This is a genomic window from Xanthobacter tagetidis, from assembly GCF_003667445.1.
GTDB lineage: Bacteria > Pseudomonadota > Alphaproteobacteria > Rhizobiales > Xanthobacteraceae > Xanthobacter > Xanthobacter tagetidis.
In genome coordinates, this window is the sequence record NZ_RCTF01000002.1 from 272,123 (window position 1) to 296,185 (window position 24,063).

At 70.9% G+C, this 24,063-nt stretch carries 20 protein-coding genes; 10 read left to right on the top strand and 10 right to left on the bottom strand.

Annotated features, from left to right (window positions below):
* Positions 1-166 precede the first annotated feature (166 nt).
* Positions 167-1,309 carry a DUF3616 domain-containing protein gene (locus D9R14_RS04030; protein ID WP_121622018.1) on the top strand — a complete coding sequence of 381 codons (1,143 nt, stop codon included), beginning with the start codon at positions 167-169 and terminating at the stop codon, positions 1,307-1,309.
* Positions 1,310-1,315: 6 nt separating this feature from the next.
* Here the strand turns inward: D9R14_RS04030 and D9R14_RS04035 are convergent, their stop codons facing one another.
* The gene (locus D9R14_RS04035; RefSeq protein ID WP_121622019.1) at positions 1,316-2,173 is read right to left on the bottom strand and encodes an amino acid ABC transporter substrate-binding protein; all 858 of its coding nucleotides are present in this window, start codon (positions 2,171-2,173) and stop codon (positions 1,316-1,318) included.
* Between the two features lie 241 nt (positions 2,174-2,414).
* Here D9R14_RS04035 and D9R14_RS23470 point away from each other — a divergent pair, with 241 nt between their 5' ends.
* From D9R14_RS23470 to D9R14_RS04050, 3 genes are read left to right on the top strand one after another with little or no spacing between them, the layout of a single operon-like run.
* Positions 2,415-3,410 (top strand): ABC transporter substrate-binding protein, encoded by a 996-nt coding sequence (locus D9R14_RS23470; RefSeq protein ID WP_121622020.1) that lies wholly within the window; start codon positions 2,415-2,417, stop codon positions 3,408-3,410.
* A complete protein-coding gene (locus D9R14_RS04045; protein ID WP_121622021.1) occupies positions 3,407-4,186 on the top strand; it encodes an ABC transporter permease in 780 nt (259 codons plus the stop codon). The genes D9R14_RS23470 and D9R14_RS04045 overlap by 4 nt, the downstream gene beginning before the upstream one ends.
* A 3-nt stretch (positions 4,187-4,189) precedes the next feature.
* A complete protein-coding gene (locus tag D9R14_RS04050) occupies positions 4,190-4,915 on the top strand; it encodes an ABC transporter ATP-binding protein (protein ID WP_121622022.1) in 726 nt (241 codons plus the stop codon).
* A 4-nt stretch (positions 4,916-4,919) separates the two neighbouring features.
* Here the strand turns inward: D9R14_RS04050 and D9R14_RS04055 are convergent, their stop codons facing one another.
* Positions 4,920-5,381, bottom strand: coding sequence for a group III truncated hemoglobin (locus D9R14_RS04055; protein WP_245420540.1), 462 nt, complete (start codon positions 5,379-5,381; stop codon positions 4,920-4,922).
* Between the two features lie 238 nt (positions 5,382-5,619).
* On the opposite strand from D9R14_RS04055, the gene D9R14_RS04060 reads away from it, so the two are divergent.
* From D9R14_RS04060 to D9R14_RS23360, 3 genes are all read left to right on the top strand, one after another.
* The gene (locus D9R14_RS04060) at positions 5,620-6,291 is read left to right on the top strand and encodes a protein-L-isoaspartate O-methyltransferase family protein (protein WP_121622023.1); all 672 of its coding nucleotides are present in this window, start codon (positions 5,620-5,622) and stop codon (positions 6,289-6,291) included.
* 160 nt (positions 6,292-6,451) lie between these two features.
* Positions 6,452-7,852 carry a TolC family outer membrane protein gene (locus D9R14_RS04065; protein WP_121622024.1) on the top strand — a complete coding sequence of 467 codons (1,401 nt, stop codon included), beginning with the start codon at positions 6,452-6,454 and terminating at the stop codon, positions 7,850-7,852.
* A gap of 154 nt (positions 7,853-8,006) precedes the next feature.
* Entirely contained in the window at positions 8,007-8,951 is a 945-nt protein-coding gene (locus tag D9R14_RS23360) for a DUF2497 domain-containing protein (RefSeq protein ID WP_121622025.1), read from the top strand.
* Between the two features lie 252 nt (positions 8,952-9,203).
* Here the strand turns inward: D9R14_RS23360 and D9R14_RS04075 are convergent, their stop codons facing one another.
* Positions 9,204-9,683, bottom strand: a complete 480-nt coding sequence (locus D9R14_RS04075; RefSeq protein ID WP_121622026.1) for a hypothetical protein — start codon at positions 9,681-9,683, stop codon at positions 9,204-9,206.
* A 246-nt stretch (positions 9,684-9,929) separates the two neighbouring features.
* Between D9R14_RS04075 and D9R14_RS04080 the strand changes: the two genes are divergently transcribed.
* Positions 9,930-12,719 (top strand): valine--tRNA ligase, encoded by a 2,790-nt coding sequence (locus D9R14_RS04080; RefSeq protein ID WP_121622027.1) that lies wholly within the window; start codon positions 9,930-9,932, stop codon positions 12,717-12,719.
* A 353-nt stretch (positions 12,720-13,072) separates the two neighbouring features.
* Positions 13,073-13,987: a tetratricopeptide repeat protein gene (locus D9R14_RS04085; protein WP_245420542.1), complete on the top strand. Its 915-nt coding sequence runs from the start codon at positions 13,073-13,075 to the stop codon at positions 13,985-13,987.
* A 181-nt stretch (positions 13,988-14,168) separates the two neighbouring features.
* Here the strand turns inward: D9R14_RS04085 and D9R14_RS04090 are convergent, their stop codons facing one another.
* The 6 genes from D9R14_RS04090 to D9R14_RS04115 all read right to left on the bottom strand — a co-directional run bounded on the left by D9R14_RS04090 (position 14,169) and on the right by D9R14_RS04115 (position 22,152).
* Positions 14,169-14,963: a phosphosulfolactate synthase gene (locus tag D9R14_RS04090; protein WP_121622028.1), complete on the bottom strand. Its 795-nt coding sequence runs from the start codon at positions 14,961-14,963 to the stop codon at positions 14,169-14,171.
* Positions 14,963-17,269: a CehA/McbA family metallohydrolase domain-containing protein gene (locus D9R14_RS04095; protein WP_121622029.1), complete on the bottom strand. Its 2,307-nt coding sequence runs from the start codon at positions 17,267-17,269 to the stop codon at positions 14,963-14,965. The genes D9R14_RS04090 and D9R14_RS04095 overlap by 1 nt, the downstream gene beginning before the upstream one ends.
* On the bottom strand, positions 17,266-18,159 hold the full coding sequence (locus D9R14_RS04100; protein ID WP_121622030.1) for an ABC transporter permease: 894 nt from the start codon (positions 18,157-18,159) through the stop codon (positions 17,266-17,268). Before D9R14_RS04100 ends, D9R14_RS04095 begins: the two co-directional genes overlap by 4 nt.
* The gene (locus D9R14_RS04105) at positions 18,159-18,989 is read right to left on the bottom strand and encodes an ABC transporter ATP-binding protein (protein WP_121622031.1); all 831 of its coding nucleotides are present in this window, start codon (positions 18,987-18,989) and stop codon (positions 18,159-18,161) included. Before D9R14_RS04105 ends, D9R14_RS04100 begins: the two co-directional genes overlap by 1 nt.
* An 8-nt stretch (positions 18,990-18,997) precedes the next feature.
* On the bottom strand, positions 18,998-21,043 hold the full coding sequence (locus D9R14_RS04110) for a metallophosphoesterase family protein (protein ID WP_121622032.1): 2,046 nt from the start codon (positions 21,041-21,043) through the stop codon (positions 18,998-19,000).
* Positions 21,044-21,129: 86 nt separating this feature from the next.
* Positions 21,130-22,152 (bottom strand): ABC transporter substrate-binding protein, encoded by a 1,023-nt coding sequence (locus tag D9R14_RS04115; RefSeq protein WP_170168481.1) that lies wholly within the window; start codon positions 22,150-22,152, stop codon positions 21,130-21,132.
* Positions 22,153-22,335: 183 nt separating this feature from the next.
* Here D9R14_RS04115 and D9R14_RS04120 point away from each other — a divergent pair, with 183 nt between their 5' ends.
* The gene (locus D9R14_RS04120) at positions 22,336-23,130 is read left to right on the top strand and encodes a GntR family transcriptional regulator (protein WP_170168482.1); all 795 of its coding nucleotides are present in this window, start codon (positions 22,336-22,338) and stop codon (positions 23,128-23,130) included.
* A gap of 60 nt (positions 23,131-23,190) precedes the next feature.
* Here the strand turns inward: D9R14_RS04120 and D9R14_RS04125 are convergent, their stop codons facing one another.
* Positions 23,191-24,054, bottom strand: a complete 864-nt coding sequence (locus D9R14_RS04125; protein WP_121622034.1) for an ATP-binding cassette domain-containing protein — start codon at positions 24,052-24,054, stop codon at positions 23,191-23,193.
* Positions 24,055-24,063: the final 9 nt, after the last annotated feature.

A 24,063-nucleotide genomic window follows, 5' to 3' on the forward strand; every position in this document is an offset into this window, starting at 1 on the left:
GGAGGCCCCATTCGGCCACCAAGCGCGATGGTGGGATGGATGCTCCGGACGGGCCGGGGCATGACGGTGCGAAAACCGGCGCAGCGCAGAGAGCTTGGCCTCAAGCCGGGAACCGGTCAGATTGCCGGAGAGCGCCCGCACCCCAGGCGCTCGACCGGGAGAGGACATGGCCTCCGGACACGCCGCATCGCCCTTATCTGCACGCCGCATCGGACGCCGGGCCGGCTTGGCCGCCGCCGGGCTCGCCCTCGCCGCCGCCTCCCTGGTCCCCGCTTATGCCCACGGCCCCGACGGCGCGCCGCCGGCGCCGGCCGCCTTGGTCGCGCCCGTGCGCCAGCTGGAGGTGCGCGGCGCGTTCGAGGGCAAGGCCGAGGCGAAGGACATCAGCGCCATCGCCTGCGCGACCCCGGCCGGGGCGGCGGCGCGCGCCTGCCTGCTGGTGAGCGACGGCGTGCGCCATGCGCGGCTCGTCACCGTGGCGGCGGACGCCATCATGCTCGGCGCGCCGATCACCCTCGCCGCGAAGGAGGACGAAATGGGCGCGCGCACCAAGGAGGTGGACGCGGAGGGCGCCGCCTTCGTGCGCGCGGGCGAGCGCGGCTATTACTACGTCACCGGCTCGCACGGTGCCTCGCGCGGCAGCGGCAGCTACCAGAGCGCGCGCTTCGGCCTGTTCCGCATTCCGGTGGACCCGGCCACCGGGATGCCATCCTTCGGCGGCTTCGACGGGCCGCGCCCGGCGCCGGAGGTGGCGCGCACCGGCGCCCTGGAAGGCCTGATCGCCGCCGTGCCGGAGCTTGCCCCCAAGGCCTGCCGGCGCGACGGGCCGTGCGTCGGGCTCGATGCCGGCGGGGTGAACATCGAGGGCCTCGCCGCCAAGGACGGCGACCTCTATTTCGGCCTCCGCGCGCCCACCGTCGACGGCCGCGCCTTCGTGCTGCGCCTGCCGGCTGAGGGCCTGTTCGACCCGGCGGCGGCCCCGGCGCTCAGGCCGGCGGTGCTGCGCGCGCGGCTCGGCGCGCATTTCGGCATCCGCGACCTGGTGGCGGTCGCGGGCGGCTTCCTGATCCTCGCCGGGCTCGACGTGACCGAGCAGCCGGGCCTGTCCTATCCGAGCGCGGTGCATTTCTGGGACGGGGTCGGCGAGGCGACGCGCCTGCTGGCTGTCCTGGCCTCGGCCCATCCCATGGCCAAGGCGGAGGGCCTTCTGGTGCTCGCCGACGCGCCGGGGGAGGACTACCGGCTCCTGGTGGTGTTCGACAGTGCCGCGGGCGGCGCGCCGGCCGAATACCGCGTGCCCCGGCCCTGACCGCCGCTATTTCGGCACGCCGTTGATGACGAACAGCGCGTCGAGGAACTGGTCCGGCGGGAACGCGCCGAACGAGCGCGCATAGATCTGCCGGATGCTCTCGGTGCGGTAGAGGTTGGCCAGCGTGGTGTCCACCAGCAGGCGGAACGCCTGGTCGCCGCGCGGCATGGCGAGCGCGTAGGTCTCGAAGGTGAAATACTGCTCCGAGAGGGTCAGGTTGCCGCCCTTGGCGCGGTTGCGGATGAGATAAGCCAGGATGCCGCGGTCGCCGAAATAGGCGTCGAGCTTGCCGTCCGCCAGGAGGTCGAGGCCCTGCGGGTGGTCGTCCACCAGCACGATGTCGGCGGGGATGCGCATCTGCGCGAGCGTGGTGCGCAGCGTCTCCTCGGTGGTGGTGCCCTTGAGCACGCCCACCTTCTTGCCCTTGAGGTCTTCAAGGCCCTTCACCGGCGTGCCGCGGGTCACCACGCTGGCGCCGTCGAGGAAGGTGGGCAGCGAGAAGTCCACCAGTGCCCGGCGCGACATGGTCATGGAGGTGGGATCGCACAGGATGTCGATCTGCCCGTTCTTCACCGCCTCGAAGCGGTTCTCGGCGGTGATCTTCACATAGTCGATCTTCAGGCTGGGCAGCTTCAAATGCTGCTTCACCGCGCCCGCCACCTCGCGGCACAGGTCGACGATATAGCCCGCCGCCTGGCCGTTCGCCGCCTCGTAGGAATAAGGCGGCGCGAAATGGCGGTAGCCGATGCGGAAGGTCTTGCTCTCGGCCACCCGCTCCAGCGTCTGGGCGGCGGCGGGGGCGAGCGCGCCCGCCAGCATCAGCGCCGCCGCGCACAGGACCGCGCGCACCATGTTCCGCTTCATGGCCTTCTCCCCCGACCTCTCCTCGCGGCGCGCCGTGGCGTCGGCGCTTGCCCTGCCGTTCCTTTTAGCATGCACCGGAGCGGCGCCGAACGCCAAGCTTGGCCTTATGCGGCCTTCGCGCACCGCGGGAAGGGGGATGCGGGACATTCCGGAGCTTCACGCTATATCCAATCGGATATAAGAAGGCCTGCCGCCGCGCCGGCACGGCGCCCGGCGGCAGGCCATTGCGAGGACCTGGTTCATGACGCCATTGCTTTCCCGCCGCCACCTGATCGCCGGCACGGCCGCGCTCGGCGGATCGCTTGCCCTCTCGCCGCGCCTGCTGCGCGCGGCGCCGCTCGAAGGCCTCGACGTGCTCGGCGCGCCCAACGCCTCCACCATCGTGCTGGTGCGGCTGATGCAGACCGCGCCGTTCGCGGCGGCTGCGCCTAGCGCCTCGTTCCGGCTCTGGCGCGACACCGACGACCTGCGCGCCGCCATTGTCTCCGGCCGCACGAAGCTCTTCACCACGCCCACCCACGTGCCGGCCAATCTCGCCAATCGCGGCCTGTCGCTGAAGCTGCTGTGCCTGCTCTCCATGGGGCACCTGTCCATCGTCACGGCGGACGAGAGCATCACGTCCTTCAAGGACCTCGCCGGCAAGCCGGTCCTCGGCTTCTTCCGCAACGACATGCCGGACCTCGTGTTCCGCGCCATCGCCCGGCGCGAGGGGCTCGACCCGGACAAGGACATGACGCTCACCTACGTGCAGACGCCCATGGAGGCGGCGCAGATGCTGGCGGCGGGGCGCGCCGCCACCGCCGTGCTCTCCGAGCCGCCCGCCACCGCCGCCATCATGATGGCGAAGAAGGAGGGCCGCACTTTGCGCCGGGCCGTCAGCCTCCAGGCGGAATGGAAGCGCCTCTATGGCGGTGACGGCATCCCCATGGCCGGCGTCGCGGTCCATGAAGCCCTGCTCGCGGACAGCCCGGAACTGATGGCGGCGCTGCGCCAGGGCATGGTGCCGGCCAAGGACTGGGTGCTCCAGGACCGCGCGGCGGCCGCCGCGCTGGCGGAAGAGACGATGCAGATCAAGGCGCCCATGTTCTCCGCCGCGCTCGACCATTTCAACGTTGTGGCGGTGGGGGCAAAGCCCATGCAAGGCGCCCTGGTCGCCTTCTACGAGGCGATCCTGGCGCTGGCGCCCGAGGCGCTGGGCGGCCGGCTGCCGCCCGACAGCTTCTATCTCGACCTGTGAGCCCGGCGCGCGCGCGGCGTGGGCAGGCGGGATGGGGCGCGCTCGGCCTCGTCGCGCTGGCGCTCGCCTGGCAGGCGGGGCACTGGGCATTCGGCCCGTTCGTGCTGCCGTCGCTGGCCGAGACCGGCCGGGCCCTGGCGGGGCTGATCGCCAGCGGCGCCGCGGTCCCGGCGCTGGCGCAGACCGCGGTCCACGCGCTGGGCGGCTTCCTCGCCGGCGGCGCGGCGGGGCTCGCGCTGGGACTTCTCGGCGGCGCGTTCGTGCCGGTGGGGGCGGCGGTGCGGCCGGCGCTCACCGCCATCCTCGGCACGCCGCCCATCGCCTGGGTCGTGCTGGCGCTCCTGTGGTTCGGCCCCGGTGGCGGCGCGCCCACCTTCACGGTGGCGGTGACGGCGGCGCCGATCGTGTTCCTCGCCGCGCTCCAGGGGGTGCGGGCCGGCGACCCGCGCCTCGCCGAGATGGCGGCGGTCTATCGCGCGCCGCCGCTCCAGCGCCTGACCGACCTGCTGCTGCCGCGCCTCGCCCAGTTCCTGGCGCCGGCGTTCGCCACCGCGCTCGCCTTCGCGTTCAAGGTGGCGGTGATGGCGGAGGTGCTGAGCGGCGCGGACGGTGTGGGCGGCGCCATCGCCACCGCCCGGGCCTATCTCGATCTGCCGCAGACCATGGCCTGGATCGTGCTCGTGGTGGCGGCGCTGCTCGCCGCCGACGCGGTGCTGTTCGCGCCGCTGCGCGGCTGGATCGCGGCCAACGGCCCGGCGCCCGCGGCGGCGGGTTAGGCCATGCTCCGGCTCGATGGGGTGTGCCTCTCGTTCGGGGACGGGCCGGTGCTCGACGGCATCGGCCTCGCGGTGCCCACGGGCCGGCTGGTGGCGCTGATCGGCCCCTCCGGCTGCGGCAAGACCACGCTGCTCGGCCTCGCCGCCGGCGCGCTGCAGCCGCAGGCGGGGCGGGTGGAGAACCGCTTCGCGCGCACCGCCATGGTGTTCCAGGAGCCGCGCCTGCTGCCGTGGGCGGGGGCGCTCGACAATGCCGCCTTCGGGCTGAAGGCCATGGGGCTGGCGCGCGGCGACCGGCGCGCGCGGGCGCGGGACATCCTGCTGCGCCTCGGCCTCACGCTGCGCGACCTCGCCAAGCGCCCGGGGGCGCTCTCCGGCGGCATGCGCCAGCGGGTCGCCATCGCCCGGGCGCTGGCGGTCGAGCCGGACCTGCTTCTGATGGACGAGCCGTTCTCGGCGCTGGACGTGGGCCTCAGGGCGGAGCTTCAGGCGCTGGTGCGCGCCGAGGTGGAGCGCGCCGGCATCGCCGTGCTGTTCGTGACCCACGACGTCGCCGAGGCCGTGCGGCTCGCCGACCGGATCGTGGTGCTCTCGCCGCGCCCGGCGCGCGTGGTGGCGGACCTTGCGAGTGTGCCGCTGGCCGCGCCGAGCGCGGTGTTCGCGGAGGCCGCGCGGCTGCTGGCGCTGCCCGAGGTGGTGGCGGCACTCGCCCCGCCGGTGCGCGCCTGACCGCTCAGCCGCGGGGCAGGGGGCCGACCTTCATGGTGTCCTCGCCGCGATGCAGCGCGATGGACAGGCGGAAGCTGGTGCCGATGCGCTCGGCGAGCGCGATCACCCGGTTGGCGTCGGCGGGGGCGAACACAGCGTCGGCGGTGGCGCGGAACAGCGTCAGCCAGCGCGCGAAATGGGTGTCCGACAGGTCCGGCATGCGCAAATGCGGCGGCAGCGGCCGCCCGTCATAGCGTGCGGTGCGCAGCAGCACCGAGGACCAGAAGTCGCACATCTTGGCCAGATGCACCGGCCAGGCTTCGGGCGCGATCTCGCGGCCGAACACCGGACCGAGCAAAGCGTCCGCGCGCACCTCGTCGTAGAAGCCGTGCACCAGCCGGTGGATGTTGTCTTCCGTGATGCTGGCGCCGGTATCGGCCAGGAGGGAGCGCGGGGCGGGCGCCTGGGTCTGGGAAAGCTCGCTCATCGCACCATCCTTCCTGCGGCGCCGGGCCTGCGCAAGTCCGCCGTCGTGAGGCGGCCATTCCTGAGGGCGCGCCGGGGGGCAGGCATTGCGCCAGATCAATTCGCCCGGCGGCGGGCGCGGCCGCGCCCGCCTTGCAAATCGGGCGGCAATATGGCTCTTGGGCGCGAAGGCTGGCCCGCGGGCGCAGCCATGTGGTGTTGGCGCGGTCGTCGGCCCGCGCCTCGGCCGGAGGCATGACATGATTGATTTCGCCGAGCTTCGCCGCGGCATGGTGGACGGCCAGGTGCGCACCAACGACGTGACCGACCACCGCATCATCGCCGCGATGCTGGAGATCCCCCGCGAGCGCTTCGTGCCGGCCAGCCTGAAGTCGCTGGCCTATATCGACGACGACCTCCAGATCCGCGCCGCCGGTTCGGGCGCGGTGCCCCGCTTCCTGCTGGAGCCGATGATTCTCGCCCGCCTGGTGCAGCTCGCCGACATCGAGGCCGGCGAGCATGTGCTCGATGTGGGCGCCGGCACCGGTTATTCGTCGGCGCTGCTCTCGCGCCTCGCGCAGCAGGTGGTGGCGCTGGAGGAGGACCCGGACCTCGCCGCTGCCGCGACCTCCACGCTCGCCGACCTCGGCGTCGACAACGTGGCGGTGATGCAGGGCCCGCTCGCCGCCGGCTGGGCGAGCGAGGCGCCCTACGACTGCATCCTGCTCAATGGGGCGGTGGACGAGGTTCCTGCCGCGCTGTTCGCGCAGCTCAAGGAGGGCGGTCGCCTCATCGCCGTGGTGGGCGGCGGCGGCGCGGGCCGCGCCTGCGTCTTCACCAAGGTGGCCGGTCAGCCGAGCGAGCGCATCGCCTTCAACGCCGCCGTGCCCGCTCTGCCCGGCTTCGAAGCCCCGCAGCGCTTCGTCTTCTGACCCACCTGTGGCCCGATTGCCGCGGTGCTGCGAAAAGCACCGCGGGATCGAACCGGTCGGTTCCGTCTGCGGCAAGGTGCGGATATCTTTCCGAAAAGTTACCGCACGGCCCAGCTCTCGACGGGGGCTGTCGCACGCCGTGTCGGACCAGGAGAACTCGATGTCGTTTGCGACGAGCATGCGCCGACCGGCCCTGGCCTCCGGCCTGGCCTTCCTGGCGCTGGCCGCGCTCGCGCTTCCCGCGCGGGAAGCTGCGGCACAGACGCTCGATCAGGCGCTTGCCCAGGCCTATGTGAACAACCCGACCCTCAATTCGCAGCGCGCCGGTACGCGCGCCGTGGACGAGACCGTGCCGCAGGCCCTGTCCGGCTACCGGCCGACCTTGTTCGCCACCGCCTCGGCCGGCGTCGAATCGGCGCGCGCCAGGTCCCAGGGCGTGTCCACCTCGGGAACGCTGTGGCCGCGCCAGTTCGCGCTTACCGCCACGCAGACCATCTTCAACGGCTTCATCACCGCCAACACCACGCGCACCGCCGAATCGCAGGTGCGCGGCTCGCGCGAGACGCTGCGCAACACCGAGCAGGCGGTGCTGCTGAACGGCGCCACCGCCTACATGAACGTGATCCAGGCGATCGCGCTGCTCGACCTGCAGAACCAGAACCTCGCCGCCCTCCAGCAGGAACTGCGCGCCACGCGCGACCGCTTCAACGTGGGCGAGGTGACGCGCACGGACGTCGCCCAGGCCGAGGCGCGCGTCGCCGACGCCCAGTACGGCGTGAGCCAGGCGATCGCCAACCTGTCGTCCGCCAAGGCGGTCTACCGCCAGGTGATCGGCGTCGAGCCGGGCCGCCTCGTGTCGCCGGGCGCGGCGATCGAGGCCATGCTGCCGCGCAATCTCGGCCAGGTGGTCACCGCCGGCCTCGACCACCACCCGGCGGTGAAGGCCTCCGAGTTCGCGGTCGATGCCGCCATGTTCCAGGTGAAGGTGGCCGAGGGCGCGCTGATGCCCAACCTCAACGTCCAGGGCCAGCTCTACCAGACCTATGACAGCTCCGCGTCGGTCGACAGCGCGCGCGCCGCAGAGGTGACGCTGAACCTGTCGGTGCCGATCTATCAGGGCGGCGTCGAGTACGCGAACATCCGCCAGAACAAGGAACTGCTGACCCAGGCGCGGATCGAGGTGGACGTGAACCGCGATTCCATCCGCGCTCTGGCGGTGCAGTATTGGGGCGCGCTGGAGGCCTCGAAGGCGCAGATCGCGTCGGCCCAGTCGGCGGTCGCGGCCAACACGCTCGCCCTCGAAGGCGTGCGCGAGGAATGGCGCGTCGGCCAGCGCACCACCACCGACGTGCTGAACGCGCAGCGCGACCTCACCAACAGCCGCTCCGCCTTGGTGACCGCCCAGCGGGACCGCGTAGTGGCGGCCTATTCGCTCGTGTCCATCATCGGCAAGCTCGACGCGATCTCGCTGCGGCTCAAGGTGAACGTCTACAATCCCACGGTGCACTACAATCAGGTGCGCGACAGCTGGGCCGGCGTCCGCACGCCCGACGGCAAATAAGCGAAATACAAAATAAAGCCGGATAAAGGACGCCCGCGCGGGTTGCGACAAGTATTGCGGATGCCATAATTCCCCGAGTTACAGGTGATTCTGGCGTCCGGTCGCGTTTGCCAGCGCGAGGGTCGAGTGACGTCTCCGGCCGAGGTGTCGAGACATGTCTGCAAGCCCCAAGCTCCAAGAACCCTCCATGGACGAGATTCTCGCCTCCATCCGTCGCATCATCGCCGACGATGAACTGACCACGTCGCAGCGGCGCGGTGCGGCCGAGGCCGGATCGTCGCGCCGCTACGACGAGGAGCCGGCGCCGCGCGGCGGCGACGTGCGGCGCTGGGAACCGCGCGCCGAACGCCGCCCTGCCTCTCCCCGCCCCGAATTGCGCGGTGCGGATGTCCGCGCCCAGGAGATGCGGGGGCAGGAAATGCGCGGTTCCGAGGGTAGGGCCTCCGAGGGCAGGGGCTCCGAGGGACGAGGTTCCGATGGGCGCGGGTCGGATTCGCGCGGCGATGAGCAGCCGCTGGCGGATTTCGACGGTCTCGACGCCCTTCAGGAACTCGACGCCCATCTCGCCGATCTGCGCGCTTCCGAGGAGCGGACCGCCGAGCGCCGTGCCGAGGGGCGCCCGCCCCGGGCTCCGCTGCGCGGCGATGCTGCGGAGCCCCGCCGCTACCCCTCCGATCCCGTTCCCGGCTTCGAGGAGCGCCGCGAGGCGCGCGCCCACGCCCGCGATGCGGACGCCGAGCGCGCGGTGCGCCGCTCCGAGCGGCGGGAGATGCGCGAGAATCTCGCGCGCCCGGCTGCGCCCGAGCCTGCTCCGCAGCGGCCCTCGCTCGCCGCCGCCCGCGCCGCGGTCGAGAGCGACGCGCCGCCGCCCGCCGCGCGCCGCAAGGACCTGCTGTCGCCCGCCGCCGATGCCGCCATCGCCTCGGCCATGAATGCGCTCGGCGACCTCGTCCTGCCGCAGCGCGACCGCACGGTGGAGGATCTCGTGAAGGAGATTCTGCGGCCGATGCTGAAGGAATGGCTGGACGAGAACCTGCCCCACCTCGTCGAGCAGCTCGTGCGCGCCGAGATCGAGCGGGTGGTGCGCTCCGGCCGCTGAGCACCCCCGCTGGGCGCACTGCCGTATCATCCGGCGCGGCACCGAGTCTGTGGTGCGTTGCTTCCCGAGCTTGCGTCATCCCCGGCCTCGTGCCGGGCATCCACGCCGCGTCGCCGCGTTGGATGGCTGGGACAAGCCCGGCCATGACGGCGTGTCCTGGGATGCTGCCCTCGCGGGCTCCGGGCGGCGCACACTCACACGGCAGCAGCAGGCGAGACCATAGTGGGGCTCGGCTCGACGCTCGATGCGACCCTACCTCTTGATCTCCACCAGCAGCACCCAGGCCTCGGCCGCCGCCTTGACGATGGACAGCACCTGCGCGGCGGCGATCCAGTAGATGCCGCTGCCGTCGCCCCGGATCAGCAGCACGCCGCCGGCGAGATAGGGCAGCGCCGCCAGCTCGAACAGCACCAGGTTCATGCCGACCACGAGGCGCGAGCGCTTCTCGCTCGCCGCATTGGTGATGCAGATGTAGCTTCCGGCGATGAACAGCGGCGTCGCCGCCGCCACCACGAGAAGCCCGTGGGTCAAAAGGCCCAGCCCCGGCATCAGGAACACCAGGGACAGCACGGTCGCCACCAGGAGCAGCACCAGCGCCAGGAGCGCCCGGCTGGCGAGGCCGCTCGCCGCGAGGATGCGCTCCAGGTTGAGCGACAGGCCCACGAACAGCAGGCCGAGCAGCGCCGAGGCGCCGCCCACCATCGCCGCGAAGAAGTCCCCCCACGCGTCCATCGCCCGCCCCGAACGCGCCGCCGCCCGCGGTGCCCCCACGTCGGGGAATAGAGCATCGGTGGCGGCCGACGTCCATGGCGCGGCGGCGCAGAATAGCGACGGCGTGCCCTTCGCCGCGCGGGCCGGCGGCGGCGCGGTTGACGCCGGCCCCGCCATGCGGCTTTAACGCCGCCTGAGATTTCAATCGTGTCCGCGCGCCGCTCCTGCGGCCGCCCGGCCGCCGCACCAGGTTCCGGAGCCCCGTTCATGCTCGAGAAGATCTTCGATCCCGCCTCCGTGGAGGCGCGCATCGCCAAGGCCTGGGAGGACGAGGGCGCGTTCCGCTGCGGCCGGCCGGATCGCAAGGACAAGCCCGGCTTCTCCATCGTCATCCCGCCGCCCAACGTCACCGGCTCGCTGCACATGGGCCACGCGCTCAACAACACGCTGCAGGACGTGCTGGCGCGCTTCGAGCGCATGCGCGGCAAGGACGTGCTGTGGCAGCCGGGCACCGACCATGCGGGCATCGCCACGCAGATGGTGGTGGAGCGCCAGCTCATGGCCCAGCAGCTCCCCGGCCGGCGCGACATGGGCCGCGCCGCCTTCATCGAGAAGGTGTGGGCCTGGAAGGCGGAGTCGGGCGGCACCATCGTCGGCCAATTGAAGCGCCTCGGCGCCTCGTGCGACTGGTCGCGCGAGCGCTTCACCATGGACGAGGGGCTCTCCCGCGCGGTCCTCAAGGTGTTCGTGCAGCTCTATCGCGAGGGGCTGATCTACAAGGACAAGCGCCTGGTCAACTGGGACCCCAAGCTGGTCACTGCCATCTCGGACCTGGAGGTCCAGCAGGTGGAGACCAAGGGCCACCTCTGGTACCTGCGCTATCCCGTGGAGGGCGAGAAGGATACCTTCGTGGTGGTGGCCACCACCCGCCCGGAGACCATGCTCGGCGACACGGCAGTCGCGGTGCACACCAATGACGAGCGCTATGACGGCCTCGTGGGCAAGAACGTGGTACTGCCGCTCACCGGCCGCCGCATCCCGATCGTGCGCGACGACTATTCCGACCCCGAGAAGGGCTCCGGCGCGGTGAAGATCACCCCGGCGCACGACTTCAACGACTTCGAGGTCGGCCGCCGGCACGATCTGCCGATGATCAACGTGCTCGACGCCGAGGCGCGGATCGACGTACAGGGCATCCTCGACGACTATGCCGAGCGCCCCGAGGCCTATGTGGATGCGCCCGACGCGGCCGGCGTGCTCTCGCACCTGAAGGGCATGGACCGCTTCGCCGCGCGCAAGCACATCGTCGATCTGCTCACCTCGCTGGAGCTGGTGGAGAAGATCGAGCCCCACCCCCACATGGTGCCGCACGGCGACCGCTCGGGCGTGGTCATCGAGCCCTGGCTCACCGACCAGTGGTATGTGGATGCCAAGACGCTGGCCCAGCCGGCGCTCGCCGCGGTGCGCGACGGGCGCACGAAGTTCGTGCCGAAGAACTGGGAGAAGACCTATTTCGAGTGGCTGGAGAACATCCAGCCCTGGTGCATCTCGCGCCAATTGTGGTGGGGCCACCAGATTCCCGCCTGGTACGACCCGTTCGGCAATGTGTTCGTGGCCGAGGACGAGGACGAGGCGTTCGAGCAGGCCATCGCCCACAATGTCGGCAATGAGAGCCTCTCGCCCGAGGACGCGGAGGTGCTGATCCAGGACGCCGACCGGCGCGCCCAGTTCCTCACCCGCGACGAGGACGTGCTCGATACCTGGTTCTCGTCCGCTTTGTGGCCGTTCTCCACCATGGGCTGGCCGGACGAGACCGCCGAGCTGAAGAAGTTCTACCCCACCTCGGTCCTGGTGACGGGCTTCGACATCATCTTCTTCTGGGTCGCCCGGATGATGATGATGGGGATGCACTTCATGGACGACGAGGTGCCGTTCAAGGACGTCTACATCCACGCCCTCGTCCGCGACGAGAAGGGCGCCAAGATGTCGAAGTCCAAGGGCAACGTCATCGACCCGCTGGACCTCGTGGACCAGTACGGTGCCGACGCGCTGCGCTTCACGCTCGCCGCCATGGCCGCGCAGGGCCGCGACATCAAGCTCGCCACCTCGCGCGTCGAGGGCTACCGCAACTTCGCGACCAAGCTCTGGAACGCGGTGCGCTTCGCCGAGATGAACGGCTGCGTGCGCAAGGCCGGCTTCGATCCGGCGAAGGTGGAAGGCTCGCTCAACCGCTGGATCATCGGCGAGGCGGCGCGGGCCACGCGCGAGGTGTCGGACGCGATCCTCGCCTACCGCTTCAACGAGGCGGCGGGCGCGGTCTACCGCTTCATCTGGAACGTGGTGTGCGACTGGCACCTGGAGCTGGCGAAGCCGGTGCTCTCCGGCCCCGACAGCCCCGCCAGGGAGGAGACGCGCGCCACGACCGCCTATGTGCTCGACGTCGCGATGGCGCTCCTGCACCCGTTCATGCCGTTCCTCACCGAGGAATTGTGGGCCGAGACCGGCAGGGCCGGCCCGCCCCGCGCCGGCCTACTGGCGCTTGCGCCGTGGCCGGACCTCGCCGGCCTCGATGCGCCGGATGCCGAGGCGGAAGTGGGTTGGGTGGTGGACCTCGTCACCGAGATCCGCTCGGTGCGCGCCGAGATGAACGTGCCGGCCGGCGCCCAAATCCCGCTGGTGCTGGTGAGCCCCGGCGCCTCCACCGAGATCCGCGCCGCCGAGTGGGGCGAGTCCATCCGCCGCCTCGCCCGCCTTTCCGACATCGCGCTGGCGGATGCCGTGCCGGCGGAATCGGTGCAGATGGTGGTGCGCGGCGAGGTGGTGGCGCTGCCGCTCGCCGGCGTGGTCGACCTCTCCGCCGAGCTTGCGCGCCTGCGCAAGGAGGAGGCGCGCCTCGACCAGGAGGTCGCCCGCATCGACGGCAAGCTCGCCAACGAAAGCTTCGTCGCCCGCGCGCCGGAAGAGGTGGTGGAGGCCGAGCGCGAGAAGCGCGGGGAATATCTCAGCCGCAAGGAGAAGGTCCGCGCGGCCATCGCCCAGCTCTCGGGCGCCGCCTGAGCCTCGGCGCGCCGGGGCTCCGGGCGCCCCGGGCTGACGCAGCGGCCGCCGTCACAAGTGTGTGACGGCAAAGCCACAGCCGGGCGCATTCGCGGCGCCCGCCGCCGCCGCTGGCCGGTGCGCCGCGAAGCCGCCACAAAACCCCATGAAACCAATCTGCAACACGCGGGCGGTGTGTGTATCCCGGATGTCTCCGGCCGCTGCGTTCATGGTGGGTCCGTATGGGCGGCGTTATCATCAAGGCGACAAGGCCCGGATTGGGGGCCGATCTGAGCGGGTTCCGCCGTGGGGCAGCCGCAGCGCGGCCTTTCCGCGGCCCCGATATTGCCGCCCGGCCGGGGCATGATCTGCCCATGATGTCGGTTGATCGTTCTTCCCAGCGCAAGCGGGTGTCCCGCTCCGTGACGCGCACGCTGCGCGTCGGCGTTGCGGCGTGCGCCGTGGCCTTCCTGGCGCAGGCGCCGGTCGCCGCCTTCGACGGCACCCCCGACAACAACCCGTCCGCCCCGGTCGCGACCCGCCCGCTCACGCCCCCCGCCGACGTGCCGCTCGCGCCGCCCATGCGGCCGGTGGACGAGGCGTTCCGCTCCGGCGCCCGCGCGCTCGCCTCCGGCCAGACCGCCAAGGGGCTCGACGCGCTCGGCTATGCCGCCGCCCAGGGCCATCCGATGGCCCAGTGGAAGCTGGCGCGCATGTATGCCGATGGCGACGGCGTGAAGCGCGACGACGCCAAGGCGTTCCAGTACTACAGCACGATCGCCAACACCCATGCCGAGGACTATCCCGGCACCGCGCAGTCGCGCTTCGTCGCCAATGCGTTCGTGGCGCTCGGCTCCTATTACCTCGTCGGCATTCCGTCCGCCGGGGTGAAGCGCGACCCCTCCCGCGCCAAGGACATGTTCTCCTACGCGGCGTCCTATTTCGGCGACGCGGATGCCCAGTTCCTGCTCGGCAAGATGTATCTCGACGGCGTCGGCACCCAGCGCGATGCGCGCAATGCCGGCCGCTGGCTGAGCCTTGCCTCGCAGAAGGGCCAGTACAAGGCGCAGGCGCTGCTCGGCGAACTGCTGTTCAAGGGCGACGAGGGCGTGCCGCGCCAGAGCGCGCGTGGCCTCATGTGGCTCACCATCGCCCGCGAGGCCGCCGCCCGCCCGGACGACAAGTGGGTGGTCGACCTCCACGAGGCGGCCTTCGCCGAGGCCAGCGCCGACGAGCGCGCCCAGGCGCTGACCTATCTGGAGAACTGGCTCTCCCGCCAGCGCCGGTGAGTTGCCGCGGGTCGCGCCAGGCAGTCGGCCCCCTCTCGTTCCTGCCAGACTCGCGATTTTTAAGCTCCGGTGGGGCCTGCCGCCCTTTCGGCTGGAGCGGACGCGTCTGCGAGGCCCCCACTCCCCGTTGGGGAGAGGGAGTGTGTCGGAGCGCGGACCGAGGTCCCCGCAGCCCTCAGGCTCACCAGTGCGAGGGCGGGCCGGCGACGCCCAGGCCTTGGCGCGAGGCCTCGAAATCCAGGACCGTGTCCGGGGCGACGTTGGCGACGTTCACGTCCGGCCCGAAGCTCCTCACCAGCAGCTTCTTCAGCGCCTCGATATCGCAGGTCCGCACGTCCGGTATCCACGGGCCGGGCAGCTCGATCATGAGCCGGTCGGGGGCGATGCCGGCTGTGAGCGCGGCCAGCATGGCCGCGTCGGCACCGCCGTTCTCCACCAGCTCCGCCGCCTCCACCAGCACCAGGTCCGCGCCGGCGGCGAGGCACACGGCGGACTGGGCGATCATCTCCTGAGCCGTCGTGCGCCGGTCCTTGGCGCCCACTTCCGCGAACACCGACAGGCCGGCCGCGCGCGCCGCGCCGATCTGGGCCGCGCGCTGATCCTCGGTCAGGGGCACCACGTTGTCGGAGATCTCGATGGTGGAGAAGCCGATGCGCAGCGCCTCCGCATAGAAGCGCGGCAGCGCCGCCGCCCCGAGCGTCGCGAAGACATATTCGTGGAACTGGCCGCCGATGAAGGGGCGGATGTCGGCGGCGCGGTAGAGCGCCAGCTTCTCCTTGAGGTAGCCCTCGTCATAGAGCCGGGCGGTGCCGGTCTTGATCTTCACGAGGTCCACATAGGCGCCGGCCGTGCCCACCACGTCGGCGGCGGCGTTCAGCCCGAGCCCCTGGTCGATCATCATGGTGAGGCCGGTGCGGCGCGGCTTCTCAAGGCTGCGGCCCGTGGCGGCGGGTACGAAGGCGAAGGGGTGGGCCATCACATGCCCTCCGGGATCAGGTAGATCGGGCTCGACCAGGCGCGGTGTCCGTCCTCCAGGGTCACGGCCACCAGCAGCCGCCGCTCGGCCGCGCTCACCTCGATCTCGCGCGCGACATCGAGGCTGAAGGCGGTGCCCTCGTCGGCGAGCCGCCACGCCGAGAGCTTGCGGTCAAGCTTGCCGCAATCGATCTCCATCGGCGCCGCGCCGATGTCGGCGATGGCGCACTGGAGCCGGCCGACCGGCGTCTCCACCGCGATCTCGCCCGCCTCGGCGTCGGCGAGGGTCAGTTCCACGCCGGCGAAGTTGCCGGTGGTCACCGATTTCCAGGTGACGGCGTCTCCGTCCAGCTTCGCGGGCTTGTCCGGGTTGAAGAAGTTGATCTCCTTCATGGCGAGGATGCGGTTGCCGGAGACCGTGAGGCCCCCGTCCCACACCACCTGCCGGAAGCGGCCGCGATATTCCGCGCCCGACCAGGCGACCACGATGCGCCGGCCCTTCGGCGCCGCGGCGGCGGGGCGGATGGTCTCGATCACGGCGGTGCCGTCGCGCAGCTCCAAAGCGGCGATGGGGCTCTGGGCCGTCACCGAGACGGCGAGCGCGACCTTGCCTGCGGGCGTGCGCACGATGTCGCCCATGATCGCCTGCGCCGCCGCCCGTCCGGTGGCGCCGGGCAAAGACGGGTCGTCGCGGAACGCGTTGGCGCCCTCCGGCAGCGCCGCCTTGACCTCCAGGTCCAGGCGGCAGCCGGTGGTGCCGTAATGGTGGCGCGCGCGCATGGCGTCGAACAGGCTCGCCCGGTCGAAGCGCTCGGTGAGGAAGCAGGTGAGCCCGCCCAGCGCGCCGAACATGGAGGCGCCTGGAGGCTCGGCACCGGGCCGGCCCTTGTGGCCGTCTGAATTGCACACCACGCCCACCCGGTAGCCGAGGCCGAAGGCGTCCGCCAGCAGCCACTCGAAGGTGCCCCAGCTGGAATGCACCTCCACCGCCCGCTCCAGATCGGCGTCGTGGGCGAACGCGATGTCCGCATAGCGCCCGCCGCAATGGGCCCAGCAGATCACGTCATCGCCGGAGGTGGCGAGCGCGGCGAACAGGTCGCGCGCGTCCACGCAATCGGTGGCCTCGTCCGAGCGGTCGGGCACGAGCGCGTGGGAGGAGCGGCGGATGGTGCCGGCCTCGGTGCCGAAGAACACGTTGCGGTCGCCGCCGAGCCCGGTGTTGCCGGACCATTCGTAGCCGGGCACGGTGATGAAGCGGCCGGGCGCGTTGAAGTCCGCCATCAGGCCGTTCAGCTCGGCCCAGAATTCGCCGGTGATCTGGAAGTCGTTGCCCTGGTGGCCGACCGCGTCGATGAAGGCGATGTCGCGGGCAAAGCGCATGTAGTCGTGGGCGGAGGAGGAGCCGATTGTCTCCCCGCTCTGGGCGTGCAGGTCGCCCCACAGGCGCACCAGCCCGTCCGAAGGCGCCACCACCAGCGGGTTGGAGCCGGCGAGGAGTGTGCCGTCCGTGTCGAACACGTCGATGCGCACCGTGCCTTCGGCCTCCGCCTTCAGTCTGTCGATCCGCAGGGAGGACGCGCCCGGCACGAAGGTCGCCGTCTGCGGCAGGCCGGCGAGCGAACCGGTTGCCGCAAGGCGCACGGTGCGCCCGCTGACATCGGCGGGATTGCCCCAGCGGTCTTCCGCGCGGATGCCGAGCCAGGCCTCTTCGCCCGGCGTGCGGCGGGTGGGCATCACCGCGGTGAAGGAGGTCGCCGGCCCCGCGACGATGGCGAAGGTCGGCTGGTCCGGAACCCGCACATAGTGGCCGCAGGCGATGGGGTCCACCAGCACCTGGAACTCGTGGAACGGGTCGGCGAAGGTCTGGAGCCGGTGCCCCGGCGAGCCGCCGCGCGGGTCGCCGAAGCGCACCGTGATGGTCTCGCCCTCCTTCAGATAGCCCTTCACCACGCGGATCACGAGCGTGCGGTCGAATGGGCGGACGTTCAGCTTGTAGTCGAAGCGGGCGTCGAGCACCGCGCCGTTGGACGCCTCGACGCTCACGAAGTTCGCCGCCTTCGGGTCGTCGAATTGGGGCTGGCCCTGGTCGGTGGCGAAGCGGAAGCACACGCGCACCGTGCCGGTGTCGTCGATGCCGTAGCGCCCGGCCGTGTAGGTCAGCGTGATGTGCTGCATCGAGCCGGCCGGGAACGGCCCGCGCGGGGTAATGTCCACGCTGCCCGCCAGTTCGGGGGCGATGGAGGGCGGCTGCGGCACCCAGTTCGGGCGCGCCCGCACGGGACCGGTGGAGGAGGGAACGGCATTCATCGCTGCATGCCCCACTTTCTGAGGGTGTGGGTTTCCAGGGTGCGGAAGACGAGGCTCTCGATGGCCAGGCCGATCAGGATGACGGTGAGCAGGCCGGCGAAGACGTAAGGCGTCTCCAGCGCGACGCGGTTCTCGAAGATGAACCAGCCGAGCCCGCCCGATCGCGAGGAGGCGCCGAACACCAGCTCCGCCGCGATCAAAGTGCGCCAGGCGAAGGCCCAGCCGATCTTCAGCCCGGAGACGATGGCCGGCAGCGCCGCCGGCACCAGGATGCCGAAGATGTAGCGCAGGCCCTTCAGGCCGAAGGTCTGCCCGGCCATGCGCATGGTCTCGCTGACCGACTGGAATCCGGAATGGGTGTTGAGCGCCACCGCCCACAGCACCGAATGGACGATCACGAACACGATCGACCCCATGCCGAGCCCGAACCACAAGAGCGCCAGCGGCAGGAGCGCGATGGCGGGCAGGGGGTTGAACATGGCAGTCAGGGTGGAGAGCAGGTCGTTGCCCACCTGCGTGGTGGCGGAGACCGAGACCAGCGCCGCCGCCAGCACCACGCCGATGGCGTAGCCGATGAGCAGAATCTCCAGCGAGAACAGGGTGCGCTCCAGCAGCGTGCCGTGGACGAAGGCATCCCACAGCGCCACCAAAGTCACCGAGAGCTTCGGCAGCATCAGCTCGTTGTCGAGGATGGTGGCATAGACCTGCCAGACGAGGCCCAGCACCACCAGGATCACCACCCGGCGGAACAGCGCATTCTGAAGCAGCCTCTCGCGCCAGGTGAGCTTCCTGGCGATGTCGCCGATGGCCTCGGCGGCCTCCACCTTGCGCTCATAGTCCGGCCGCGGCGGCGGATCGCCGGCGGGGAGGATGACGGATGCGTTGGTCATCAGTGGGCCTCCGCCGTGTGGCCGGGGCGCCCGGCGAACAGCATGTCCTCGATGCGGGCCTGAAGCTCGGCGAAGCGCGGCGTCGCCACGCTGTCGAAGCCGAGGCCGGTGGCATCAAGCTCGGCGCGCACCTGCCCCGGATGGGGCGAGAGCACGAGGATGCGCGTGCCGACGATCAGCGCCTCCTCGATGGAATGGGTGACGAACAGGATGGTGAAGCGCGTGTCCTCCCACAAACGCAGCAGCTCCGCCTGCATGGTGCGCCGGGTGAGCGCGTCGAGCGCGGCGAACGGCTCGTCCATCAGCAGCACCTCGGGCTCCATGGCCATGGCACGGGCGATGGCCACGCGCTGCTTCATGCCACCGGACAGCGTGTGGGGATGGGCATCGGCGAAGCGCGTCAGGCCGATCTTGTCGAGATAGCCGCGCACGCGCTCCTCGATCTCGGCCCGGGGGAAGCGGGAATTGACGCGCATGGGGTAGGCGACGTTCTCGAACACGCTCTTCCAGGGCAGGAGCTGGTCAAACTCCTGGAACACCATCATCCGATCTGGCCCCGGCCCCTTGATGTCGCGGCCGTTGAGGCGGATGCGCCCCTCCACCGGCGGCAGGAAGCCCGCCACCGACTTCAATAGCGAGGACTTGCCGCAGCCGGACGGGCCGAGCAGCACGAAGCGGTCACCGGGATAGACCTTGAACGACACGCGCCAGGTGGCCGTGACCATGCGTTCGCGGGTCGTGTACTGGAGCGAGACGTCGTCGGCGGTCAGCACCGGCACTGCCGGGGAGGCGACGGCCGCCGCCGCCGGAGTGAGGGAGGGGGCCGTCATGGAGCCTCTCAGGCTTTTGCGTCGGCGGCGACGATCAGCGTCGGCCGGTCCGCGGCGGTGGGAAGGGTGCCGGACGGCGCGTCGCCGATGGCGCCGTCGATGGCGAAGGGCGCGTCGAGCGGCACCACATGGGCGGGCCCCGCTGTGGGGCCGAGCGGGAGCGCCGCGCCGGGCTTCGGCAGCAGGATGAGCGCGTCGAGCCCCGTGCCCTTCAGCGCCAGCGCGCGGCCTTCGGGGCTGTCGGTGACGCTGAGCGCGGGCGGCGTGCCGCCCTCGGGCAGGAAGGCCGCAAGCGCTTCCACCGCGAGGCCGGCGGCGCGCAGGTTGCAGCGCCGGTCCACCAGGCCGTGGCGAACGAAATAGCCCCGGTCGAGGTCCATGAACGGGTCGAGGAACATGGCGACGGCGGGGTGCGCCAGCGCGCAGGCGTAAAGCTCCGCGGCGGCGGCCAGGATCGCGCCGTCGTCGGTCACGTTGGCCGCCGGATTGTTGGCGGCGACGCGCAGGTGCAGGTCCATGAGCGCGCCGGTGCGGGTGGCGAAGGCGTCGAGTTCGGCCGAAAGCGCGACGAGGTCGGTGCCGAGCCCGGCGCGGATCACGAAGCCGTCCACCGGCAGGTCGATGAGGCGCTCCACTTCCGGCAACTGGTCCGGCCGGAATCCGTGGGAGACGAACAGCTCGATCTTCGATCCCACCTTCACGTCGTCCGCCGAGGTGGCGACCCGCGCCAGCAGCACCGGCCGGCCGATCGCGGCGCGGAACGTGGCGAGGTCGTCCTTGGCGGCGGCGATCGCATTGAACGGCAGCACACACTCGAACCGGTCCACGAGGTCGCGGTTCTCGACCAGCGCCTGCCGCGCCGCGCCCTTGGGCACGCCGAAGCCGGAGACGGTGAAGCGGAAGCCGTTGGCGACGAGATCGCCCATGCGGGCGCGGGCATAGGGGTCGATCAGGTCGTCGAGCGGCACCCTGAGGCGCCGCGTGCCAAGCCGCCAGAGCGCGGCGAGGGGATAGTCGTTGCGGGCGCGCTTGCGCACGAACTCGTCCATCGGCCCGTTCTGCGGCAGCGCCACGATCTCCGCCCAGGGATGGCGCATGAACACGCCGAGCGGCGACCCGCCGGGCAGCTTCTGGTGCGCGCTCTTGAGCGCGAGGCGCGGGGCGACGGGGGCGGCGGCCTCGGCCGCGCTCAGCTCGCGGCCATAGCTCGACACGTAGCGCACCACATGGCCATCGGCGTGCACGTCGACCAGCGCGAAGCCGAGCTTCTCGGCGTCGTCGCGGCCGTTCTCCGGCGCCGCCTCGATGCGGAACATCTCGGAATAGTCCTGCCGCACGAAGGACGTGGCGGGCATCACATAGTATTCGGTGCCGGCAAGCCGGTGGTAGAAGATGTTGTGCACATGCCCCGCGAACACCGCCTCCACCTCGTGCCGCGCGAACAGCGCCAAGAGGTCGGAGCGGGCGGGCTCGTCCACATTGTCGTAGGTGGAGGGCTCGTCGGGCGCGAGCACGAACAGCGGATAGTGCATGAATACGAACACGCGCTTGCCCTGCGAGGCGGCGAGCGTCTCCTCCAGCCACGCCCGCTGCGCGGCCTCCATGGGCAGACCGGAATTCATCACCGGCGTGTTGAGCGTGATGACGCGGATGGCGTCGTGGTCGACCACCCGGTAGCTCGGCCCGTACGTCTTCTCGTGGATCGCGATCCAGCTCTCGCGCACGCCCTTGGCCGGCATGGCGGGGTTGGGCTTGTCGCCGATGTCGTGGTTGCCGGGCAGTACGTGCATGCGGTTGTGGTGCTGGCGGAACACCTGCTGGGTGAGGGCGACCGCCTCCTCGAAGGTGGGCAGCTCCGGCACCGGATGCACCAGGTCGCCGAGATGGATCACGAACTGCGGCTCGTAGCGCGCGATCTCGCGGGCGATGAAGCGGGCGCGGCCGGTGGCCCGCTCGTTCACCTTCCAGGGCGCCGACTGGTCGCCGCTCTCGGGCTTCACATGGGTGTCGCCCACGACGGCGAACGTGAAAAGGCGTGTCTCGGGATGCAGCATCACGGACTCAAGAACGCTGGGGGGAGGGGGAGGACGGGCCGAAAGGGGCGCGGCGCCCGGCCGATGCGGGGCGCCGCGCCAAGGGCTCAGCTGCCCTTTTCGGAATGCACGGTCTCGAAGAAATAGTCCTTCCAGGAGGTCGGCTTCTGCTTCAGAGCGCCGGTCTTGTACATGAAGTCGGCGATCTTCATGCTCTCCTTCGGGAAGATGTCGAAGTCGTAGGTCGGCGAGGCGAGGATTTCCTCGACGATGGCGCGGTCGGTCTTGTCGCCCGTTACCGCATAGTATTTGTCGATGGAGCCCTTCAGGTCGGACTTGATGAGGGCCACCGCCTTCTTCTGGGCCTCCATGAAGGCCTCCACCAGCTTCGGGTTGTTCTTCACGAAGTCGGCCTTGGCGTAGATCACGCTCAGCGTCGCCGGGCCGCCCTGGATCTCGAACGAATCGGCCACCTTGCGGATGCCGGGCACCTTGAGCGCGCGCTCCTGGAACGGCGAGCTCGCCATGTAGCCGGTGATGCCGCCCGCCTTGGAGGTGAGCGCGGCGAACGCCTCGGGGTGGGCCATGGAGACCTGGATGTTGTCCAGTTCGCCCGACTTGCCCGGCCCGAACGCCTGCTCGACGCCCATGGCCAGCACGATGGCCTGGATCGAGACCTTGATGGACGGCAGCGCGATCCGGTCGTCCGGTCCGAAGTCCTTGATGGACTTGATGCTGTCCTTGTTGGTCAGAAGGTACATGGGCGAGGCGTTGATGGCCGAGAGCGCCTTCACGCCATAGTTCTTGGAGGTTCGGTCCCACAGCGTGAGCAGCGGGGAGAGGCCGGCGGAGGCGATCTGCACGCTGTCGGAGAGCAGCGCGTCATTGAGCGGGCCGCCGCCGCCGAGGCGGGCATATTCCACCTTGAGGTCGAGGCCCTTGGCCTTGGCCGCCTCCTCCCACAGCTTGTCGTGCTGCATGACGATGAGCGGCAGATAGGGCAGGCCGATTTGGGTGGCGACCTTGACGGACGACATCTCGGCGCGCGCGGGCGCCCCGGCAATGGTAAATGCGGCCGCGGCCACGAGGGCGCAGCCGGCCAGGCGGCGCAAATTCAAGGGAAGGGACATCGACCACTCCTCTGGTTGGAGCGCGGCGCCGGGGCGGTCGCCGCAGGGGGCGCCGCTTCCGGTCGTCTCCCCTATGTGACAGTAAAAGCCTATGGTATGGTCAACCATCACACAAGCTCATTTGAACGCCACGCCGGTTTTCATCTAAAGGGAAGCAGGTGCACCGTGGAGCACGGACGGGTCGTGGACGTACCCCTTGAAACGGCAGCCGGCGGCGCCGACGAGGCCCAGGATGCGGCGGAGGCGCGCAGGCGCCTGCGCACCTCGGCGGTGCCTCTTTATGTGGCACTTTCCAATCTGCTGCGGGCAGAGATCGAGGAAGGCCGCTGGCCGGTCGGCGCGCAGCTGCCGACGCTGGAGCGCCTCTCCGAGATGTACGGCGTCGCCCGCGTCACCGCCCGCCAGGCGCTGGGCGTACTTGCGGACGACGGCCTCATCGAGCGGGTGCAGGGCAAGGGCACCTTCGTCGCCAGCGGCGCGCCGGAGCGCAAGATCATCCAGCTCGATTCGGACTGGCACAACTTCCTGAAGATGCTCGACGGCAACCTGCCCGAGCCGCTGGTGGTGGACCCCGACAGCGCGCCGCCGCGCCTCGGCCCCAGCGAGGGCCGCCCGGCGCCGTCCTACCGCTACATGCGCCGCGTCCACCGCGCGAGCGCCCAGCCTTATTGCGTGATCGACGTCTATCTCGCGCAGCACGTCTATGCGCAGGCGCCCGCGGCGTTCGACACTCAGATGGTCATTCCCCTGCTCGGCAAGGTGTGCGGCTCGAAGCTGCAGAAGATGTCCCAGTCGTTCCGCATCATGGCGGCGGACCTCACCGTGGCGCGCTGGCTCGATCTGCCGGTTGGGGCGCCGGTGGGCGAGGTCCGGCGCGTCATCACCGACCAGGACGGCATCGTGCTCTATCTCGGCATCGGCCAGTATCGCGGCGACCTCGTGGTGTTCAACACCACCCTGGAGGTGCCGCGGGAGTAAAAAGCCCCCGTCCGCGGGAGGACGGGGGTTCAGTCGCGGGAGGACCGGGGAACCGAGGGGTCAGGCGGGCGCGCCCAGGAGCTGCTCCAGGATGATGCCTTCGAGCCGCGCCAGTTCCGGCGAGCCGCGCCGGCGCGGGCGCGGGAGCGGCACCTCCACGTCGAGCGCGATGGCCCCGTCCTCGATCAGCACCACCCGGTCGGCGAGCGCCACAGCCTCGGCGACGTCGTGGGTGACGAGGACGGCGGTGAAGCCCTGCTTCAGCCAGATCCGCTCCAGCAGCATCTGCATCTCGATCCGGGTGAGCGCGTCGAGCGCGCCGAGCGGCTCGTCGAGGGCGAGGATGCGCGGCCGGCTCGCCAGCGCGCGGGCCAGCGCCACCCTCTGGCGCTGGCCGCCGGAGAGCACCGCCGGCCACTCCCCCGCACGGTCCGAGAGGCCGACCTGCGCGAGCAAAGAGAGCGCCGCCGCGTGCTTCTCCCTGCGGTCGCGCATGTGGGAGAGGCCGACCGCGACGTTCGCCGCCACCCGCGCCCAGGGCAGGAGCCGCGGCTCCTGGAACATCACGCGCGTGATGTCGGCGCGCCGTTCGGTGCTGGCGATCTCCAGCGTGCCCGCGGTGGGCGCGTCGAGCCCGGTGAGGAGGCGCAGCAGCGTGCTCTTGCCGCAGCCGCTCTTGCCGATCACCGCCACGAACTGGCCCGCCGGCACATGCAGGTCGAGACCGTGCAGCACTGTCTTCGGGCCGAACGCCTTGCGCACGCCCTTGAAGGTGAAGGCGGCGCCGCTTGGCGCGGCCGCTTCGCGGGCGGCGGGCGCGGGGAGGGGAGCGGACTTCGCCTCCGGCAGGAAGAAGGGCGCCCCCTCGAAGCGCAGGCCCGCAGGGGGAGCGACGGTGTCGGTGTCGCGCACGGCGATGTTCATGGCGTTTCT

Coding starts and splice junctions, on each gene's coding strand:
- D9R14_RS04030 (WP_121622018.1), top strand. CDS start 167: ATGGCCTCCGGACACGCCGCATCGCCCTTATCTGCACGCCGCATCGGA.
- D9R14_RS04035 (WP_121622019.1), bottom strand. CDS start 2,173: ATGAAGCGGAACATGGTGCGCGCGGTCCTGTGCGCGGCGGCGCTGATG.
- D9R14_RS23470 (WP_121622020.1), top strand. CDS start 2,415: ATGACGCCATTGCTTTCCCGCCGCCACCTGATCGCCGGCACGGCCGCG.
- D9R14_RS04050 (WP_121622022.1), top strand. CDS start 4,190: ATGCTCCGGCTCGATGGGGTGTGCCTCTCGTTCGGGGACGGGCCGGTG.
- D9R14_RS04055 (WP_245420540.1), bottom strand. CDS start 5,381: ATGAGCGAGCTTTCCCAGACCCAGGCGCCCGCCCCGCGCTCCCTCCTG.
- D9R14_RS04060 (WP_121622023.1), top strand. CDS start 5,620: ATGATTGATTTCGCCGAGCTTCGCCGCGGCATGGTGGACGGCCAGGTG.
- D9R14_RS04065 (WP_121622024.1), top strand. CDS start 6,452: ATGTCGTTTGCGACGAGCATGCGCCGACCGGCCCTGGCCTCCGGCCTG.
- D9R14_RS23360 (WP_121622025.1), top strand. CDS start 8,007: ATGTCTGCAAGCCCCAAGCTCCAAGAACCCTCCATGGACGAGATTCTC.
- D9R14_RS04075 (WP_121622026.1), bottom strand. CDS start 9,683: ATGGACGCGTGGGGGGACTTCTTCGCGGCGATGGTGGGCGGCGCCTCG.
- D9R14_RS04080 (WP_121622027.1), top strand. CDS start 9,930: ATGCTCGAGAAGATCTTCGATCCCGCCTCCGTGGAGGCGCGCATCGCC.
- D9R14_RS04085 (WP_245420542.1), top strand. CDS start 13,073: ATGATGTCGGTTGATCGTTCTTCCCAGCGCAAGCGGGTGTCCCGCTCC.
- D9R14_RS04090 (WP_121622028.1), bottom strand. CDS start 14,963: ATGGCCCACCCCTTCGCCTTCGTACCCGCCGCCACGGGCCGCAGCCTT.
- D9R14_RS04095 (WP_121622029.1), bottom strand. CDS start 17,269: ATGAATGCCGTTCCCTCCTCCACCGGTCCCGTGCGGGCGCGCCCGAAC.
- D9R14_RS04100 (WP_121622030.1), bottom strand. CDS start 18,159: ATGACCAACGCATCCGTCATCCTCCCCGCCGGCGATCCGCCGCCGCGG.
- D9R14_RS04105 (WP_121622031.1), bottom strand. CDS start 18,989: ATGACGGCCCCCTCCCTCACTCCGGCGGCGGCGGCCGTCGCCTCCCCG.
- D9R14_RS04110 (WP_121622032.1), bottom strand. CDS start 21,043: ATGCTGCATCCCGAGACACGCCTTTTCACGTTCGCCGTCGTGGGCGAC.
- D9R14_RS04115 (WP_170168481.1), bottom strand. CDS start 22,152: ATGTCCCTTCCCTTGAATTTGCGCCGCCTGGCCGGCTGCGCCCTCGTG.
- D9R14_RS04125 (WP_121622034.1), bottom strand. CDS start 24,054: ATGAACATCGCCGTGCGCGACACCGACACCGTCGCTCCCCCTGCGGGC.